The organism is Limnohabitans sp. TEGF002 (assembly GCF_055395845.1).
The window spans coordinates 1462065-1478979 of sequence record NZ_AP029224.1 but is presented as its reverse complement, the minus strand read 5'-3'; the positions used below and the strand labels follow the sequence as shown (position 1 = coordinate 1478979).

Genomic DNA, 16915 nt, shown 5'->3' with positions numbered 1-16915 from the left:
ATGATGCCACCGCAATGAACACCAACACAGAAAACAACCCCGCTGGCGTCGATTTCACCCGCTGGATGGCCGTGGGCAGCCTGCTCGGCCTCATCGTTTTAGGCCTGGCTTGGGAACTTTGGCTTGCGCCTTTGCGTCCCGGTGGCTCATGGTGGGCCATCAAGGTCTTGCCGCTTTGCGTTCCTCTGGCGGGCCTGCTCAAAAACCGCATGTACACCTACCGCTGGGTCAGCATGCTGGTCTGGCTTTACTTCATTGAGGGCGTGGTGCGCGCATGGGGTGACCCCTGGCCTGCGAACGCGCTGGCAGGTGTCCAAACCTTGCTGTGCACCACCTTGTTTGTGGCCTGCGCCTTGCATGTGCGCATCCGCTTCAAAGCTGCCAAGGCTACAGGCAACTTTGTGCCCGTCCCCCGCGACTGAAGTCTGCCTTCCTGTCTGACTGCCAACGCCTGCAAGCCCTTGCTCATGACCGCCTTGTCCCAAGCCCAAACTGCACTGATCGCCCAATTGCGCCAAATTTGTGGCCCCGCCAACGTGCTCACCCACGACGACCCGGCCACTGACCTCAGCACCTGGGAGCAAGACTGGCGCAAACGTGTACATGGCCGTGCCCTGGCCGTGGTGCGCCCCGGCGACACGGCGCAAGTGGCTGCGGTGGTCAAAGCCTGCGCAGCAGCGAACACACCGATCGTGCCCCAAGGCGGCAACACCGGGCTGGTGGTGGGCGGCGTGCCCAATGGCTCGGGCACACAGATTGTGCTGAGCATGACCCGAATGAACGCGGTGCGTGCCATCGACCCGGCCAACCTGACCATCACGGTGGAAGCCGGTTGTGCGCTACGGCAACACCCGCGAGCTCTGCCTGGGCCTGGAAGTCGTCACGGCACAAGGCGAGGTCTGGCACGGCTTGAGCGGTCTGCGCAAAGACAACACGGGTTATGACCTGCGCAACCTGATGATCGGCAGCGAAGGCACGCTGGGCATCATCACCGCCGCGACCATGAAGCTGTACCCCCAGCCCGCCGCACAGCTGACCGCTTGGGCCGCTGTGCCCAGCATGGAAGCCGCCGTACAACTGCTGGGCCTGGCCCACCAGCGCCTGGGGCCGGGCCTCACGGGCTTTGAGGTCATGGGCCAGTTTGCGCTGAGCCTGGTGGACAAACATTACCCTCAGCTGCGTGTGCCGCTGTGGCAAGAAACGCCTTGGTGTGTGCTGCTGGAAAACTCCGACAGCGAGAACGAAGCGCATGCGCGCTCTCAGTTTGAGGCCCTGCTCGAAGCCGCATTGGAAGCCGGTTGCGTGAGCGACGCCGTGGTGGCCGAGAGCCTGACGCAAGCCAAGGGCCTGTGGCACATCCGGGAAAGCATCACCTTGGCCCAGGCCACCGAGGGTCTGAACATCAAACACGACATCAGCATCCCGGTCTCACGCATCCCGGCCTTTGTGGCCGAGACGGATGCCCTGTTGGCGCGTGAAGTGCCCGGCGTGCGCATGGTGGACTTTGGCCACCTGGGCGATGGCAACCTGCACTACAACGTGCAAGCGCCTGAAGGGGCCGATGGCCCGGCCTTTTTGCGCGACTTCGAAGACAAGGTCAACACCCTGGTGTTCGACCAAGTCAAACGCTTTGGCGGCTCGATCAGCGCTGAACACGGCGTGGGTGAGCAAAAAGTGAACAAGCTGCCGCTTTACAAAGACCCCACGGCGCTCGCCATGATGCGGGCCGTGAAAAAAGCGCTGGACCCCAACAACCTGCTCAACCCGGGACGGGTGCTGGGCTGAAGCGCCCAACACGCCCACATCACTTCACGACGGCTGCATCGGTCAGTTTTTTGAGCAAAGCAGCCCGGCGGCTCTGGACCACGGCGGCTTGCAACAAATTTTTGCTCTCATCGAAGCCGGGCACTTGGTAAGCCCTCTTGGCGGTCAGTTTGACCACATGCCAGTAAGGGCCGACCTGAATCGGTGCTGCCGACACAGCGCCTGGGGCCAAATTGACCACCACGTTGGAGATCGCGGGCGCGATCTGGTCGGGCAAGAACCAACCCAACTCGCCGCCCTTGTCTTTGCTCGGGTCCATCGAACGCGACTTGGCCAAGGCATCAAACGCCTGACCACCGCGCACAGCCGTCAACACAGAACGTGCATCGGCCTCGGACGACAACACGATGGTTGAAATTTGAAACTGCTGCAAATCACCAACCGCCTTCAGGGCCTTGACCTGGCGCTCGTACTCGGCCTTGAGCTCGGCTTCGGCAATCGGGTTTTTGGTGAACTCGTCGTTCAGCACCAACTCGATCAACAGGTTTTGGCGCATCGCCATCAAGGCGTCTTGCGTGGCTGGCAACTTGTCCAAGCCCCGCTTTTGGGCCTCTTGGGCCATCAGCTCACGCGCTACCAACTCTTGCTTGAGCGCCGCACGCAACTCGGGCGTGTCTTTTTGGCCTTGGGCCACATTGGCCTCGACATTGCGGTCCATCAAGCGTGCCGCGATCGACACGCCGTTGACCACGGCTACGGGGGCGTCGTTGGCCTGTACTTCTAAAATAATCAAAAAACCAAGCGCCAGGCAGATGCGCTTAAAAATTCCATCACACAAACCCGTCATGATCCACCTTCAATATCAATCTGTTCACGTCTCAAGCATAACGCGGCCAGTGCCTTAAACTTGCCCACCATGAACACCCCCGCCCACCCCCTTCACCGCCCAGTCCGAAGCCAATACGAAGACTTCATGCGCCACGTCTACACCACGGGTGTGCAAAAAGGTGACCGCACAGGCACCGGCACGCGCAGTGTGTTTGGCCACCAGATGCGTTTTGACCTGAACGAGGGTTTTCCGCTGGTGACCACCAAAAAGGTTTTTTTGCGGGCCATCATTGTCGAGCTGCTGTGGTTTTTGCGCGGCGACAGCAATGTGAAATGGTTGCAAGAACGCGGCTGCACGATCTGGGACGAATGGGCACGCGAAGACGGCGACCTGGGCCCGGTGTATGGGGTGCAGTGGCGTAACTGGCCAACGCCCGGCGGTGGCCACATCGACCAGATCCAGCAGGTGATGGACACGCTGAAAAACAACCCTGACAGTCGCCGCATCATCGTGAGCGCCTGGAACGTGGCCGAGTTGGACAAGATGGCGCTCATGCCCTGCCATGCTTTCTTTCAGTTCTATGTGGCCCCCGCGCAAAACCCCGGCGAGAGAGCCAAACTCAGCTGCCAGCTTTACCAGCGCAGCGCCGACATCTTTTTGGGCGTGCCCTTCAACATCGCCAGCTACGCCCTGCTCACCCACATGATCGCCCAGCAGTGCGACATGGACGTGGGCGATTTCATCTGGACGGGCGGCGATTGCCACATTTATGCCAACCACCATGAACAGGTGGAACTGCAACTGAGCCGTGCGCCCATGGCCTACCCCACGCTCAACATCAAGCGCAAGCCAGCCTCCATCTTTGAATACGAATACGAAGACTTTGAGGTGCTGGGCTATGAGCACCATCCGGCCATCAAAGCGCCAGTGGCCGTTTGAGAACAAAGCGCATGAAACTGCACCTGATTTACGCCCGTGCCCGCAATGGCACGATCGGCAAAGACGGGCAAATGCCCTGGCACCTGCCCGAAGACCTGGCGCACTTCAAGCGCGTCACACTGGGCCAGCCGGTGATCATGGGCCGCAAGACCTGGGACTCGCTGCCTGCACGCTTTAGGCCCCTGCCAGGTCGCCTCAACATCGTGATCACACGACAGACCGATTGGCGCTCCGAAGGCGCATTGCGTGCAGCATCGATTGAAGACGCCATGCGCCTGTGCGTTGACGCGCCCGATGCGTGGATCATGGGCGGCGCCGAAATTTACCGCCAAGCTGAGCCGCTGGCCAGCACAGCCGTTGTCACCGAGATCGACGCCGACTTTGAAGGCGATGCCTTTGCGCCTGAACTGGGTGACACCTGGCAAGAAATTCGACGCGAATCGCATGTGGGTGCCAATGGCCTGAACTTCAGTTTTGTGACCTATCAACACCCCCGCTAAGGAGACCAGCATGTCTGGACACGGTTTTCATGTTCACGGCCCACACGACCACGAGTTAGAGCATGCTGCGCAAGGCGGCCACGGCGAAAGCCACACCAGCTCAATCGCCATGTTCACTGCCATCATTGCCACGGTGGGCGCTTTGTTTGGCTACATGGGTGGTGCCACGCAGGCCAATGCAGGTCTGTACAAAAACAACGCGGCCATCAAAAAGACCGAAGCTTCTAACCAGTGGAACTACTACCAGGCCAAAAGCGGCAAGCAAAACCTGAGCGAGCTGGCCATGGAATTGACCCCAGCCAAACAAGCCTTCTACCAAGACGAAATCAAGCGCTACAAGGGCGAAAAAGCCGAGATCAAGGCGACCGCTGAAAAACTCGAAGCCGAATCCAAGCACTGGGACGAACAGTCGGACGAACAAATGCACCAGCACCACCGCTGGGCACAAGCCACCACCGTGCTGCAAGTGGCCATCGCCATGGCCGCGATTGCTTTGCTTTCCCGCAAAAAATGGCTGGAATATGTGATGTACGGTGCCGGTGCTGGCGGTGTGGTGATTGGTGTTTTGGCTTACCTGCACATTTAAGAGAGCTCACGCCCCATGAAAATCGCCACCTGGAATGTGAATTCCTTGTCTGTCCGCCTGCCACAAGTGCTGGACTGGCTCGCCGCCAACCCCACCGAGGTGTTGGCCCTGCAAGAACTCAAGCTGACCGACGACAAGTTCCCCGCTGCGGCTTTGGCCGAAGCGGGCTACCAGGCGCAATGGTTTGGCCAAAAAACCTACAACGGCGTGGCGCTGATCTCCAAAGCCGAAGGCGCTGATGTGGTGAAAAACATCCCCGGCTTTGAAGACGACATGTCACGCGTGATCGCCGCCACCTACCCCGATGGTGCAGGTGGCATGGTGCGTGTGATCGGGGCGTACTTCCCCAATGGTCAAGCACCTGACAGCGACAAGTTTGTTTACAAGATGCGCTGGCTGGATGCCCTGCGCGATTGGGTGAGCAGCGAAATGCAAAAGCATCCGAATTTGGTGCTGCTGGGCGACTACAACATCACCTTTGACGAGCTCGACATGTGGGACCCAGTGGGACTGAAAGACACGATCCACTGCACCGTGGCCGAGCGTGAAAAACTGCAAGCCCTGACCGATTTGGGCTTGGCCGACAGCTTCAGGCTGTTCGAGCAACCTGAAAAAAGCTACAGCTGGTGGGACTACCGCGAGTTCGCGTTCCGGCGCAACCGGGGCTTGCGCATCGACCACATTTTGATTTCGCAAGCGCTCAAAGCCCGGGCCTGTGCCTGCGTGATCGACCGCGCGCCCCGAAAAAACGAGCGCCCCAGCGACCATGCGCCGGTGGTGTTGACCCTGGACTGAATCAGGCTGTCTGCGGCATCAAAAACTCGCGGCTGATGCGCCCACCCAGCACATTCACCCGGTCCAGAAACTGCGTCAGGTAAGCATGCAGGCCCGTGGCCAAAATCTCGTCGATGCGGCCAAAGGCCAGCTCCGAGCGCAAGCGCCCGGCGTGGCGCAAAGTGTCGCTGTCGGCATCATGAGAGACCAGCTTCAAGTTGGCCACCACCTCGTTCAAACTGGCATGCAATGAGCGCGGCATGTCGGGGCGCAAGATCAGCAGCTCAGCCACGCGCTCGGGACGGATCACATCGCGGTACACCTTGCGGTACACCTCGAAGCCGCTGACACTGCGCAAGATGGCACTCCAATGGTAGAAGTCGTATTCCTGCGCGCTCTCGGTCTCGGGGGCACCGTATTGCGGCGCACCAAAGAAGTCGTTTTGCATGGCGTGGAACTTCACATCCACGAGTCGCGCCGTGTTGTCGGCCCGCTCCAAAAACGTGCCCATGCGCATGAAATACAACGACTCGTCCATCAGCATGGTGCCCACCGTCACGCCGCGTGACAGGTGCGAGCGGAACTTGACCCACTCAAAAAACTGACCCGGATCGCGCTCGAACTCGCCGTTTTTGAGCATGCGGTTGACCTCCAGCCAGGTCTGATTTTGGGTTTCCCAAACCTCGGTGGTGAGTGTGCCCCGCACAGCGCGTGCATTTTCGCGCGCGGCGCGCAGGCAAGAAATGATGGATGACGGGTTGTCCACGTCTTTCACCATGAAGGCCATCACGTCGCGGGGGTTGATGTTTTTGTAAAGCGCCAAATACGAAGGCAACAACTCGCTGATGGACAAGATACCCTCCCAACCGGCTTCGACAGCGGCGGCGGACTGGGGCAAGAGCGAAGTCTCGTAGCTGACGTTCAACATCCTCGCGGTGTTTTCGGCCCGCTCCATGTAGCGGGACATCCAAAAAAGGTGGTCGGCGGTTCTTGAAAGCATGTATGTTCTCCCCTTTTCAGTCCTGCAATATCCAGGTGTCTTTGGTGCCGCCGCCTTGGCTGCTGTTGACCACCAGCGACCCTTCTTTCAAAGCCACACGCGTCAGGCCCCCAGGCACCATCTGCACCGTGCGGCCACTCAGCACAAACGGCCGCAAGTCGATGTGGCGCGGCGCGATCCCGCTCTCCACATAAGTCGGGCAACTCGACAGGCTCAGCGTAGGCTGCGCGATGTAGCCCTCGGGGTTGGCCAGCAAAGCGCCGCGAAAGCGCTCGATTTCTTCCTTGGTCGATGCCGGGCCGACCAGCATGCCGTAGCCGCCTGCGCCGTGCACTTCCTTGACCACCAGGTCTTTCAAGTTGGCCAGGGTGTACTGCAGGTCGTCGGGCTTGCGGCACTGGAAAGTCGGCACGTTTTTGAGGATCGGTTCCTCGCCCAAATAAAACTTGATCATGTCGGGCACATAGGGATAGATCGACTTGTCATCGGCCACGCCCGTGCCCACCGCGTTGCAGATCGCCACATGGCCGGCTTTGTAAGCCTCCATCAGGCCGGCGCAACCCAGTGTGGATGTGGGGCGGAACACCTTGGGGTCCAAAAAGTCGTCATCCACCCGGCGGTAGATCACGTCCACCCGTTTTGGGCCGCGTGTGGTGCGCATGTAGACGAACTTGTCTTTGACAAACAAGTCTTGCCCCTCGACCAGCTCCACGCCCATTTGCTGCGCCAAAAAGGCGTGCTCAAAATAGGCGCTGTTGTACATGCCAGGCGTGAGCACCACCACCGTGGGCTCGGCCGTGGTGGCGGGGCTGCTGGCACGCAGGGTTTCGAGCAACAGGTCGGGGTAATGCGCCACCGGGGCCACGCGGTGCTGGCTGAAGAGTTCGGGGAAGAGGCGCATCATCATCTTGCGGTCTTCGAGCATGTAGCTCACGCCGCTGGGCACGCGCAGGTTGTCTTCGAGCACGTAGTACTCGCCCTTGCCTGCGCTGTCGGGGGCTCGCACGATGTCGATGCCGCTGATGTGCGAATAAATCTGGTTGGGGACATGAACCCCCACCATCTCGGGGCGGAACTGGGCGTTGCGCTCGATCTGCTCACGCGGGATCACACCCGCCTTCAAAATTTCCTGGTCGTGATAGACATCGTGGATGAAGCGGTTCAGGGCCGTGACGCGCTGCACCAGCCCTGCTTCCATGCTTTTCCACTCCTGAGCAGCGATGACCCGGGGAATCAGGTCAAACGGGATCAGACGTTCAGTACCTCCCTCGTCCGTGTTCGCGTCCTCGTCCTTGTCACCATAGACCGCGAATGTGATGCCCACGCGCCGAAAAATCATCTCAGCCTCTTCGCGGCGCGAGGCCATGGTCTGGGGGTCTTGCGCTTGCAGCCAGCGGGCATAGGCCTGGTAATGGTGGCGGACTTCACCCGCATCACCTGCCGCAGGCAGGCGGCTGTACATTTCGTCGAATTGGCGCATGGCTCTTCACTCCTGCTTTCACATTAGCAAGATGTATACCCGCCTTTTTTGAGGCGAATCAAGGTCTCTGGGCGTGGTGCCAATAGCGTTGGCGTTCTTGCCGCTCGCAGTGCACTTGTTCGGGCGCGTTGCTGCGCCAGGTGGCCGCGCCGCAGCGGCTGGACTCGATCAGCGCGATGCCTTCCCCCCGGTAGCGGGCCACCACCGACTCGGCCGGGTGACCAAAGCGGTTGCGGTAGCCGGCTTGCACCAGCGCCAGCCGGGGCTGGAGGGCCTGCAAAAAAGGCAAACTTGAAGAGGTCTTGCTGCCGTGGTGCGGCACGAGCAGCACATCCACCGGGGCCAAGCCAGACTGCACCAGCGCCAGCTCTTGGGCCACCTCAATGTCGCCCGCCAGCAGGGCCGATGCCTGGGGGGTGCTGATGCGCAAAACGCAGCTGACTTCATTGGGCTTGCGGGCCCGGACGAGCGGACCAGGTGCGGCCGCGGGGTGCAGCACCTCAAAGCGCACGCCATCCCACCCCCAGGCCTGACCTGTCCGGCAGCGTGTCCAACCTGGCCGCAGAGCATGCAAACTGTGCTCATCTTCCAGCGAGGACCACAGCGCCGCCTGCGGCTGCATGGCCAGCACCGCCGCCGCGCCCCCGGTGTGGTCGCTGTCGCGGTGGCTGAGCATCAAGGTGTCGATGCGCTCACCCATCTGCGACAGCAAGGGCACCAGCACGCGGTGTCCTGCATCGCTCTCGGCCGAATAGCGCGGCCCCGCGTCATAGAGCAGGCTGTGCGTGGCGGTGCGCACCAACACTGCATTGCCCTGTCCCACATCGGCCGCCAGCAACTCAAAGCTGCCAGGCGCGGGGCGTGGGGGTGACCAAAACAGCACCGGCCACAGCAGCGGCAAACACAAAAGCTTCCAGGACAGAGGCAGGCGCAGCACCAAACCGACTGCCCCCAGCAGCGCCAGCAAAGCCAGGCCCCAAGGCGGCATGGCGCTCGACCAAGTGGCCATCGGCCAAGTCGCCAGCCAGCCCAGCACCACCTGCAAAGGCATCAAAGCCCAAGCCGCCGCGTCCCATGCCCAGGGCACACCCACGCCCAGCATGGCCAAAGGCGTGACCACCAGCGTCACCCAGGGAATGGCCAGCAAATTGGCCAGCAAACCCACCAGCGACACCTGACCAAAGAACAGCAGCGTCAAGGGGGCCAGCGCCAAAGTGACGGTGGCCTGCTCGCGCAGCAAGGCCAGCAGTTTGGCGCCCACCATGCGCGCCCATGGCGCCCCCCAATCCAGTAAAGCCCATGCACCCCAACGGTGCTCACGGTGCAGTGGAGCGGTGGTCGCACGCCATGTTGGTGCGTGTTGTACGTCCCTTTGTGGTGCGCCAGGGTTCGGATCGTTCGCCCTCAAAGTGGCAGGCGCATGCGCCATCAACACCCCCACAGCCACAAAGCTCAGCCAAAACCCGGGCTGTAACAAGGCCCAGGGGTCCCAAGCCAGCACCACGGTGCACGCCATCAACCACACCAAGGCCCCAGGCCATTGGCGCACCGACAAACGCAGCAGAAGCATCACCCCCAGCATGAGCAAGGTGCGCTGCGCGGGCACGCCCCAGCCGCTGAACAGCGCATAAAAAGTGGCCAGCACCAGACCCGACCACGCCCCCACATGGGCGGCAGGCCAACGCAAAGCCCCGTTAAAACCCCACAAGGCCGAACGCCGCCATGCCCAGCCCACGAGAGCCGAGGCCAACCAAGCGAACATGGTCACATGCAAGCCCGAGATGCTCATCAGGTGCGACACGCCCGCGGCCCTGAACACATCCCAGTCACTGCGCTCGATGGCGGCCTGATCGCCCGTGACCAAGGCCGCCACCACACCCGCCCGCCGGGCTGCCTCGGCATCGCTGCCGGTTGGGGACAACTGGGTCAACAAACGGTCGCGCACCGTCTGCCGCCAAGCCTCGATGGGGTGCGTCCAAGTGCGGCCCATGCGCTGCGGGACCGGGTCTTTGGCGTGGGTGCGCACATAACCGCTGGCTCGGATGCCTTGCTCCCACAGCCACAGCTCGTAGTCAAATCCGCGCGGATTCAGGTGGCCGTGCGGCGCTTTCAGGCGCACACGCAAGCGCCAGCGCTCCCCGGGCTTGACCGGTTCGGGCAGTGGCGAGAGGTTCCAGCCGCTGTCGTGGGAGCCCTCTTGACCGTACCAACCCAAAACCACCTGCGCGGGCACATCGGCATCGATCTGCAAGGCGTGGCGGTCCCCCGATGCGCCCAACCGCCAGGCCTGCTCGATGCGAAACCGAAAGCGCCAGCCCAGGTCTTGCCGCTGAGGCATGGCCTGCACCACGCCCACCACGTCCAGGTCTTGCCCCTCCAGCACCGGCTCCATGGTGTGAGCCCTTGTCAAGGCGTGCAAACCGGTCACGTGGAAAGCCATTGCCGCCCAGACCAACAAGCAAACCACCCAACACGCGGCGACCGGCATGCGGCGATCCGTCGGCTCTTTTTGGATCCAGTGCCACAGCCGCCAGGCCAGCACCCCTGAACAAGCCAAGCCCAGCACATAGGCCGATACAGGCCACAAAACGGCTTGTTGCAACTGCAGGGCCACGCCCAGGCACCAAGCCAGCAGGCCCCAGCCCAGAACGCGCGCCCAACTCATGGCCATCATGGCCCACTCCGCAAGGCACGCTCACACCGATGCCACCACCTTTTCAAGGTCAGCACCACTGACTCTTGGCTTGGCTCCGGCACCTTGACCTGCTGGGCAGGCGGTCCGCATCGTTTCATCTCAGCCTCCCTGATTTGGCTGGTTTTTCTGTGGTTCACTCTGGCGCTCTGTGCGTGACGCTGCGCAGACACACACCGATCACGGTGCATCTGCTGTGTGTCGCCAACCCCGCCTGGCGCGTGTCTTGCTAGTTGTAAACGCCCAAGCTGCATTTGTCATGCGTGCAGCCCCTGTTGCGCTGAACGAGATATGTCGATACACGTTGCCCTGCACCACGTCACCCACTACACCTACGACCGTCCCGTGCAGCTTGGCCCCCAAGTCATTCGCCTGCGCCCCGCGCCGCACAGCCGCAGCCGCATCCTGAGCTATAGCCTCAAGGTCGAACCCGAAGAACATTTCATCAACTGGCAACAAGACGCCTTTGCCAATTACCAGGCGCGCCTGGTTTTTCCCAAGAAAACCACCGCCTTCAAAGTCACGGTGGACGTGGTCACCGAAATGGCCGTGTTCAACCCGTTTGATTTCTTTTTGGAGCCCTCCGCCGAGGAAGTGCCCTTCAAGTACACGGACACCGTGCGGGAAGAGCTGCAGTCGTATCTGGACAAAGATCACAAGACGCCACTGTTCAAGAAATACTTGGCGAGCCTCAATCGCCAACGCCAGCGCACCATCGACTTTTTGGTGCAGATCAACCAACGCCTGCACCAAGACATCCGCTACACCATCCGCATGGAGCCCGGTGTGCAAACGGCCGAAGAAACGCTGACCCTGAAAAGCGGCTCCTGCCGCGACTCAGCTTGGCTGTTGGTGCAACTGTTCCGGCACATGAACATGGCAGCCCGATTTGTCTCGGGCTACCTGATCCAGTTGGCCCCCGACGTGAAATCACTCGATGGCCCGAGCGGCACCGAAGTGGACTTCACCGACCTCCACGCCTGGTGCGAGGTGTATTTGCCCGGTGCAGGCTGGGTGGGGCTGGACCCGACCTCGGGTTTGCTGGCCGGTGAAGGCCATATTCCGCTGGCCTGCACGCCCCAGCCCTCAGCCGCCGCGCCGATTGAAGGCCTGATGGACGAAGCCGAGGTCGAGTTCCACCACGAGATGAGCGTGACGCGCATCCACGAATCGCCCCGCGTGACCAAGCCCTACAGCGACGCGCAATGGGCCAACGTGTTGGCGCTGGGTGAACAAGTCGATGCGCAGTTGGTGGCGCAAGACGTGCGCCTGACCATGGGCGGCGAGCCGACCTTTGTGTCCACCCAAGACCGCGATGGGGCCGAATGGAACACCGACGCCCTGGGCCCGACCAAGCGGGGCCTGGCCACCGAGTTGGTGCACAAGCTGCGCCAGCAGTACGGCCAAGGCGGCTTCTTGCACTTTGGCCAAGGCAAGTGGTACCCCGGCGAACAGCTGCCGCGCTGGGCGCTGTCCATTTACTGGCGCGCCGACGGCACGCCCTGCTGGCAAGACCCGGCCGTGTTTGCCGACGAAAGTGAACCCAGCCACTGCACCAGCGCCGACGCGCAGCGCTTCATGCACGCCTTGACGCAGCAGCTGGGCTTGGCCGGCGACACCGTGCTGCCGGGCTACGAAGACACTTGGTACTACCTGTGGCGTGAACGCCGCTTGCCCGTCAACGTGGACCCGTTTGATGCACGGCTGGACGACGAGATGGAGCGCAACCGCTTGCGCCGCATCTTCAGCCAGGGGCTGGACGCGGTGGTGGGTTATGTACTGCCGCTGCAAGCCATCGATCCGCCTGAGGGCGAGAGCCCGGTGTTGACAGAAACGCAATGGCAAACCGGTCGCTGGTTTGTGCGCGACGAGCGCATGTACCTGATGCCCGGAGACTCCCCCATGGGCTGGCGCTTGCCGCTGGACTCGCTGCCGTGGGCTGCGCCCACCGACCGCTGGCACCTGATCGAGCAAGACCCGTTTTCGCCTCGCAGCGCCTTGCCCACCGCCGCCGCGGTGACGCTGCAACAGCGCTCACCAGCGCAAGCGACGAAGCCCGCCGCACCTGTCACGAAATACGCGTCCGACCCGTCGGTGGTGCGCACCGCCTTGTGTGTGGAAGTGCGCGATCCGCGCCGCGCCAATGGCCCCAAAGACGAGTCTGACGCTCACGAAAATGGCGAGAAGTCCGGCATTCTTTATGTCTTCATGCCACCCCTGGCGCGCCTCGAAGACTACCTGGCGCTGGTGAGCGCCGTCGAAGCCACGGCGCTGAAGCTGGGCCTGAAAATCGTCATGGAAGGCTATCCGCCACCACGCGACCCGCGCCTCAAACTCTTGCAGGTCACGCCCGACCCCGGCGTGATCGAGGTCAACATCCACCCGGCCCACAACTGGACCGAGTTGGTCGAGCACACCGAGTTTTTGTACCAAGCCGCTTTCGAGACGCGCTTGTCGGCCGAGAAGTTCATGACCGACGGCCGCCACACCGGCACCGGCGGCGGCAACCACATGGTGATGGGCGGGGCCACGCCTGCCGACAGCCCGTTTTTGCGCCGCCCCGAGCTGCTGGCCAGCCTGGTGCTGTACTGGCACAACCACCCGAGCTTGAGTTACTTGTTCAGCGGCATGTTCATCGGGCCCACCAGCCAAGCCCCTCGTGTGGACGAAGCGCGCAACGACCAGGTCTATGAGCTGGAAATCGCCCTGCGCGAGATCACGCGCAACCGCAAAAAATTCGGTTCCGACATGGCCCCCTGGGTGGTCGACCGAACGCTGCGCAACATCTTGGTGGACGTCACGGGCAACACCCACCGCAGCGAGTTTTGCATCGACAAAATGTATTCACCCGACAGCAGCACGGGCCGCTTGGGCCTGCTGGAGTTGCGCGCCTTTGAGATGCCGCCGCATGCGCGCATGAGCATCGTGCAGCAGTTGCTGCTGCGCGCGCTGGTGGCCCGTTTCTGGGACGAACCCTATTCAGCGCCCGTGACCCGTTGGGGCACCGAACTGCATGACCGCTTCATGCTGCCGCACTGGATCCATAAAGACTTTGACGACGTGCTGACCGAGTTGGGCGACGCAGGCTTTCACTTTGACCCGAGCTGGTTTTCGCCGCATCTCGAATTCCGCTTCCCGCTGGTCGGACAAATCCAGGTCGATGGCGCGGTCGTCACGCTGCGCAACGCCCTGGAGCCTTGGCACGTCATGGGCGAAGAAAGCGGCGCGGGCGGCACCGCCCGTTATGTGGACTCGTCGCTGGAGCGCATCGAGGTGCATGTGACGGGGATGAACCCGGCGCGCCACACCGTGACGGTGAACGGCCGCCCCCTGCCCCTGCAACCCACCGGCGTAGTGGGCGAGTACGTGGCCAGCGTCCGTTACAAGGCATGGAACCCCCCTTCGTCGCTGCACCCCAGCATTGGCGTGCACGCGCCGCTGACGGTGGATTTGGTGGACACCTGGATGAAACGCTCGCTGGGTGGCTGCCAATACCATGTGGTGCACCCCGGTGGCCGCAGTTACGACAGCTTCCCGGTCAACGCCTACGAAGCCGAAAGCCGGCGACTGGCCCGCTTCTTCCGCATGGGGCACACCCCAGGGGCGATGAAACAGCTGCCGCACCTCAAGCCCAACGCCCAGTTGCATGCCAGCCCCGAGTTCCCGCACACGCTGGATTTGAGGCGACAATCATCGGATGATTGACCGCTCGCCTCAAACTGACGGTGCCACGCAAGCCCAAACCCTGACCGGCTTGGAACTTGCACACGAAGCCGCGCCCGCTGGGCATTGGGACGAACTGCGGGGGGGCGACACCCCCCATGCAATCAGTGCCCCTTGGCAGCGTTTCATGGCGCCTTTAGATCGGGCAACACAAAGCCTTGAGGCTGACCTGAACACCCGAATGCACAACCTGCAGCGGCAGGTACGCGACAACGGCATCACCTACAACGTGTACGCCAGCGCCGACCAACCTCAGCGCCCTTGGTCGCTCGATTTGTTCCCGCTCATGCTCGGCCACAGCGAATGGCAACAGATCGAGGCGGGCGTGATGCAGCGCATGGAGCTGCTCGAGCGCATCATGGCCGACGCCTACGGCCCGCAGCAGCTGATGCTGAGAGGCCTGCTTCCCGCTGCCCTGGTGCAAGGTCACCCGGCCTATTTGCCTGCCATGCACGGCGTGACCCCGGTGGGCGGGCGTTATTTGTCCTTGGCCGCTTTTGATCTGGCGCGGGGGCCAGACGGCAGCTGGTGGTTGCTGTCACAACGCACACAGGCGCCTTCGGGTTTGGGCTACCTGATCGAAAACCGGCAAATTGTCTCGCGCCTGTTCCCGCAAGCCTTCGAGGCGTTTCCGGTACAGCGGCTGGCAAACACCTACCGCACCCTGGTCGATGGCATCAAAGCCCGCAGCCCGGCAGGCGCCTGCGCGCACATCGCTCTGCTCACGCCCGGCCCTTACAACGAAACTTATTTCGAACACGCGTACCTCGCCCGCTATCTGGGCTTGAGCCTGGTGCAGGGCAACGACCTGACGGTGCGCGACCAAAAGCTCTACCTCAAAACCTTGCAAGGCTTGCAACCGGTCCACGGCTTACTCAAACGGGTGGACGATGATTGGTTGGACCCGCTGGAGCTGCGAGCTGACTCCACGCTCGGCGTGCCGGGCCTGCTGCAAGCCGTGCGCAGCGGCAACGTGTTGGTGGCCAACACGCCAGGCTCGGGCTTTTTGGAATCGAACGCGCTGCTGGGTTTCATGCCAGAACTGGCCAAAAATTTGCTGGGCCAAGCGCTGGTGCTTCCCGCCATTCCCAGCTGGTGGTGCGGCGAAGCCGCTGCGCTGCAAGACGTGTTGCCCCGCATCCCCCATTGCGTGATCAAGCCCACTTACCCGTACCACACCGACCGACAAAGTTTTGAGCCGGTGCTGGGCCACAGCCTGTCGCGCCCCGAACAAGACGAATGGGCGCGCCGCATCCTGCAGGACCCGGATGCCCACACCCTGCAATCGTGGCTGCCGCTGTCGCACCAGCCCACTTGGCAAACCCGTCCCGATGGCACCTCCAACATCCAGTCACGCCCGGTGGTGCTGCGCGTGTTCGCCGTGGTCGACGCCCAGGGCGGCTGGCAGGTTTTGCCCGGTGGCCTGGCGCGGCTGGGCACACGCGAAGGCATTGCCTCCATGCAGCGCGGCGGCTCGAGCGCCGACGTCTGGGTGCAAACGCCACCCCAGTCCACGCCGCCGGCACCAAGCTCCGCCACCAGCATCCCCGCCGCCAGCGACGCCCTTGCGCAGCGCCAACGCTTGGTCACCAGCCGCGCCGCAGAAAACCTGTTCTGGATGGGTCGCTACACCGAGCGCACCGAAAACACCTTGCGCCTGGTGCGTCTGAGCCTGGAAATTCTGGGCAGTGAAAACCAGAGCCTGCCCTGTTTGCTGAACTTCATCACCCACATGGCCACGCGCCATGGCTTGGTGCGGGCCGGGGTGCCTGCTGCAGCGCAAGCGCACCGCGTGTTCGAGCGCTCCTTGATCGCTGGCCTGTGGGACCAAGAACTGGCCACCAGCGTAGGCTTTAACCTGCGCGCAGTGCGCTTGGCCGCCGCCTCGGTGCGCGAGCGCCTTTCGCCCGAACACTGGCGCTTGCTCGAGCAGGCCGAATCGCGCTTTTTCCAATTGGCCCACGCGCCTGCCTTGCTTCAGACCACGCCAGACGCCTTGCCTGACACGGTGGCTGTGCAACGCCTTTTGGCCGACACCAGCCAGATGCTGGCCGCTCTCACGGGCGCACAAACCGACCGCATGAGCCGCGACGACGGTTGGCGTTTGCTCTCCATGGGCCGCCACATCGAGCGGTTGGAATTTTTGTCCCACGCCCTGAGCGAGGCCGTGCAGCTGGGCCTGATCGAAGAGCAATCCGGGTTCGACGCTGTGCTCGACCTGTTTGACAGCACCATCAGCTTCCACGCCCAATACCAACAAAGCCGCACCCCCCAAGCCCTGATGGACCTGCTGGTGACCGATCCGGACAACCCCCGCTCGCTGGGCTGGGTGGCCCATACATTGCGCTCGCGGCTGCGGCGCATGGGCCATTTAGCCGATGGGGCCACCTTGCCCCTGGCCGAGCGCCTGCCCGCGCTGACCGAGCTCAAACCCGAGGCACTTTGGCCACTGAACGCGACCACCACCAGCGCCCCCCCTGCAACCAAGCAAACGCTGCCCCTGCAGACCACACTGGTCCAATGCCAAAGCGCCGCACGCGAGGTCTCGGATCAACTGTGCAGCCTGTTTTTCACGCACAGCGGCGAAGCCCGCTACAGCGTGGGCGCTTGAGGCACAAGGCACAAGAC

At 62.4% G+C, this 16915-nt stretch carries 11 protein-coding genes and 1 pseudogene; 8 read left to right on the top strand and 4 right to left on the bottom strand.

Features of this window, described 5'->3' with window-relative positions:
- Window positions 1-14: 14 nt before the first annotated feature.
- Together ACZ5SR_RS07415 and ACZ5SR_RS07410 are read left to right on the top strand one after the other, a co-directional pair.
- On the top strand, window positions 15-422 hold the full coding sequence (locus ACZ5SR_RS07415) for a DUF2069 domain-containing protein (protein ID WP_464450910.1): 408 nt from the start codon (window positions 15-17) through the stop codon (window positions 420-422).
- Between the two features lie 45 nt (window positions 423-467).
- Window positions 468-1785, top strand: a pseudogene (locus tag ACZ5SR_RS07410) (FAD-binding oxidoreductase).
- A gap of 19 nt (window positions 1786-1804) precedes the next feature.
- Here the strand turns inward: ACZ5SR_RS07410 and ACZ5SR_RS07405 are convergent.
- Window positions 1805-2557 carry a peptidylprolyl isomerase gene (locus ACZ5SR_RS07405; protein WP_464450908.1) on the bottom strand — a complete coding sequence of 251 codons (753 nt, stop codon included), beginning with the start codon at window positions 2555-2557 and terminating at the stop codon, window positions 1805-1807.
- Between the two features lie 123 nt (window positions 2558-2680).
- On the opposite strand from ACZ5SR_RS07405, the gene ACZ5SR_RS07400 reads away from it, so the two are divergent.
- The 4 genes from ACZ5SR_RS07400 to xth are packed head-to-tail and all read left to right on the top strand — an operon-like array spanning window position 2681 to window position 5413.
- Window positions 2681-3532, top strand: a complete 852-nt coding sequence (locus ACZ5SR_RS07400) for a thymidylate synthase (RefSeq protein WP_464450907.1) — start codon at window positions 2681-2683, stop codon at window positions 3530-3532.
- 11 nt (window positions 3533-3543) lie between these two features.
- Window positions 3544-4032 (top strand): dihydrofolate reductase, encoded by a 489-nt coding sequence (locus ACZ5SR_RS07395; protein WP_464450906.1) that lies wholly within the window; start codon window positions 3544-3546, stop codon window positions 4030-4032.
- Window positions 4033-4042: 10 nt separating this feature from the next.
- Window positions 4043-4618: a DUF4337 domain-containing protein gene (locus ACZ5SR_RS07390; protein ID WP_464450905.1), complete on the top strand. Its 576-nt coding sequence runs from the start codon at window positions 4043-4045 to the stop codon at window positions 4616-4618.
- A 15-nt stretch (window positions 4619-4633) separates the two neighbouring features.
- Window positions 4634-5413 (top strand): exodeoxyribonuclease III, encoded by a 780-nt coding sequence (gene xth / locus ACZ5SR_RS07385; protein WP_464450904.1) that lies wholly within the window; start codon window positions 4634-4636, stop codon window positions 5411-5413.
- Window position 5414: 1 nt separating this feature from the next.
- Here xth and ACZ5SR_RS07380 read toward each other — a convergent pair whose 3' ends face one another.
- From ACZ5SR_RS07380 to ACZ5SR_RS07370, 3 genes are read right to left on the bottom strand one after another with little or no spacing between them, the layout of a single operon-like run.
- Complete coding sequence (locus ACZ5SR_RS07380; protein ID WP_464450903.1) at window positions 5415-6392, bottom strand: alpha-E domain-containing protein; 978 nt, start codon at window positions 6390-6392, stop codon at window positions 5415-5417.
- Window positions 6393-6408: 16 nt separating this feature from the next.
- Window positions 6409-7872, bottom strand: a complete 1464-nt coding sequence (locus tag ACZ5SR_RS07375; RefSeq protein ID WP_464450902.1) for a circularly permuted type 2 ATP-grasp protein — start codon at window positions 7870-7872, stop codon at window positions 6409-6411.
- 58 nt (window positions 7873-7930) lie between these two features.
- Complete coding sequence (locus tag ACZ5SR_RS07370; RefSeq protein WP_464450901.1) at window positions 7931-10546, bottom strand: DNA internalization-related competence protein ComEC/Rec2; 2616 nt, start codon at window positions 10544-10546, stop codon at window positions 7931-7933.
- A gap of 309 nt (window positions 10547-10855) precedes the next feature.
- On the opposite strand from ACZ5SR_RS07370, the gene ACZ5SR_RS07365 reads away from it, so the two are divergent.
- On the top strand, window positions 10856-14269 hold the full coding sequence (locus ACZ5SR_RS07365; protein ID WP_464450900.1) for a transglutaminase family protein: 3414 nt from the start codon (window positions 10856-10858) through the stop codon (window positions 14267-14269).
- Window positions 14262-16898: a circularly permuted type 2 ATP-grasp protein gene (locus tag ACZ5SR_RS07360; RefSeq protein WP_464450899.1), complete on the top strand. Its 2637-nt coding sequence runs from the start codon at window positions 14262-14264 to the stop codon at window positions 16896-16898. Before ACZ5SR_RS07365 ends, ACZ5SR_RS07360 begins: the two co-directional genes overlap by 8 nt.
- Window positions 16899-16915 lie beyond the last annotated feature (17 nt).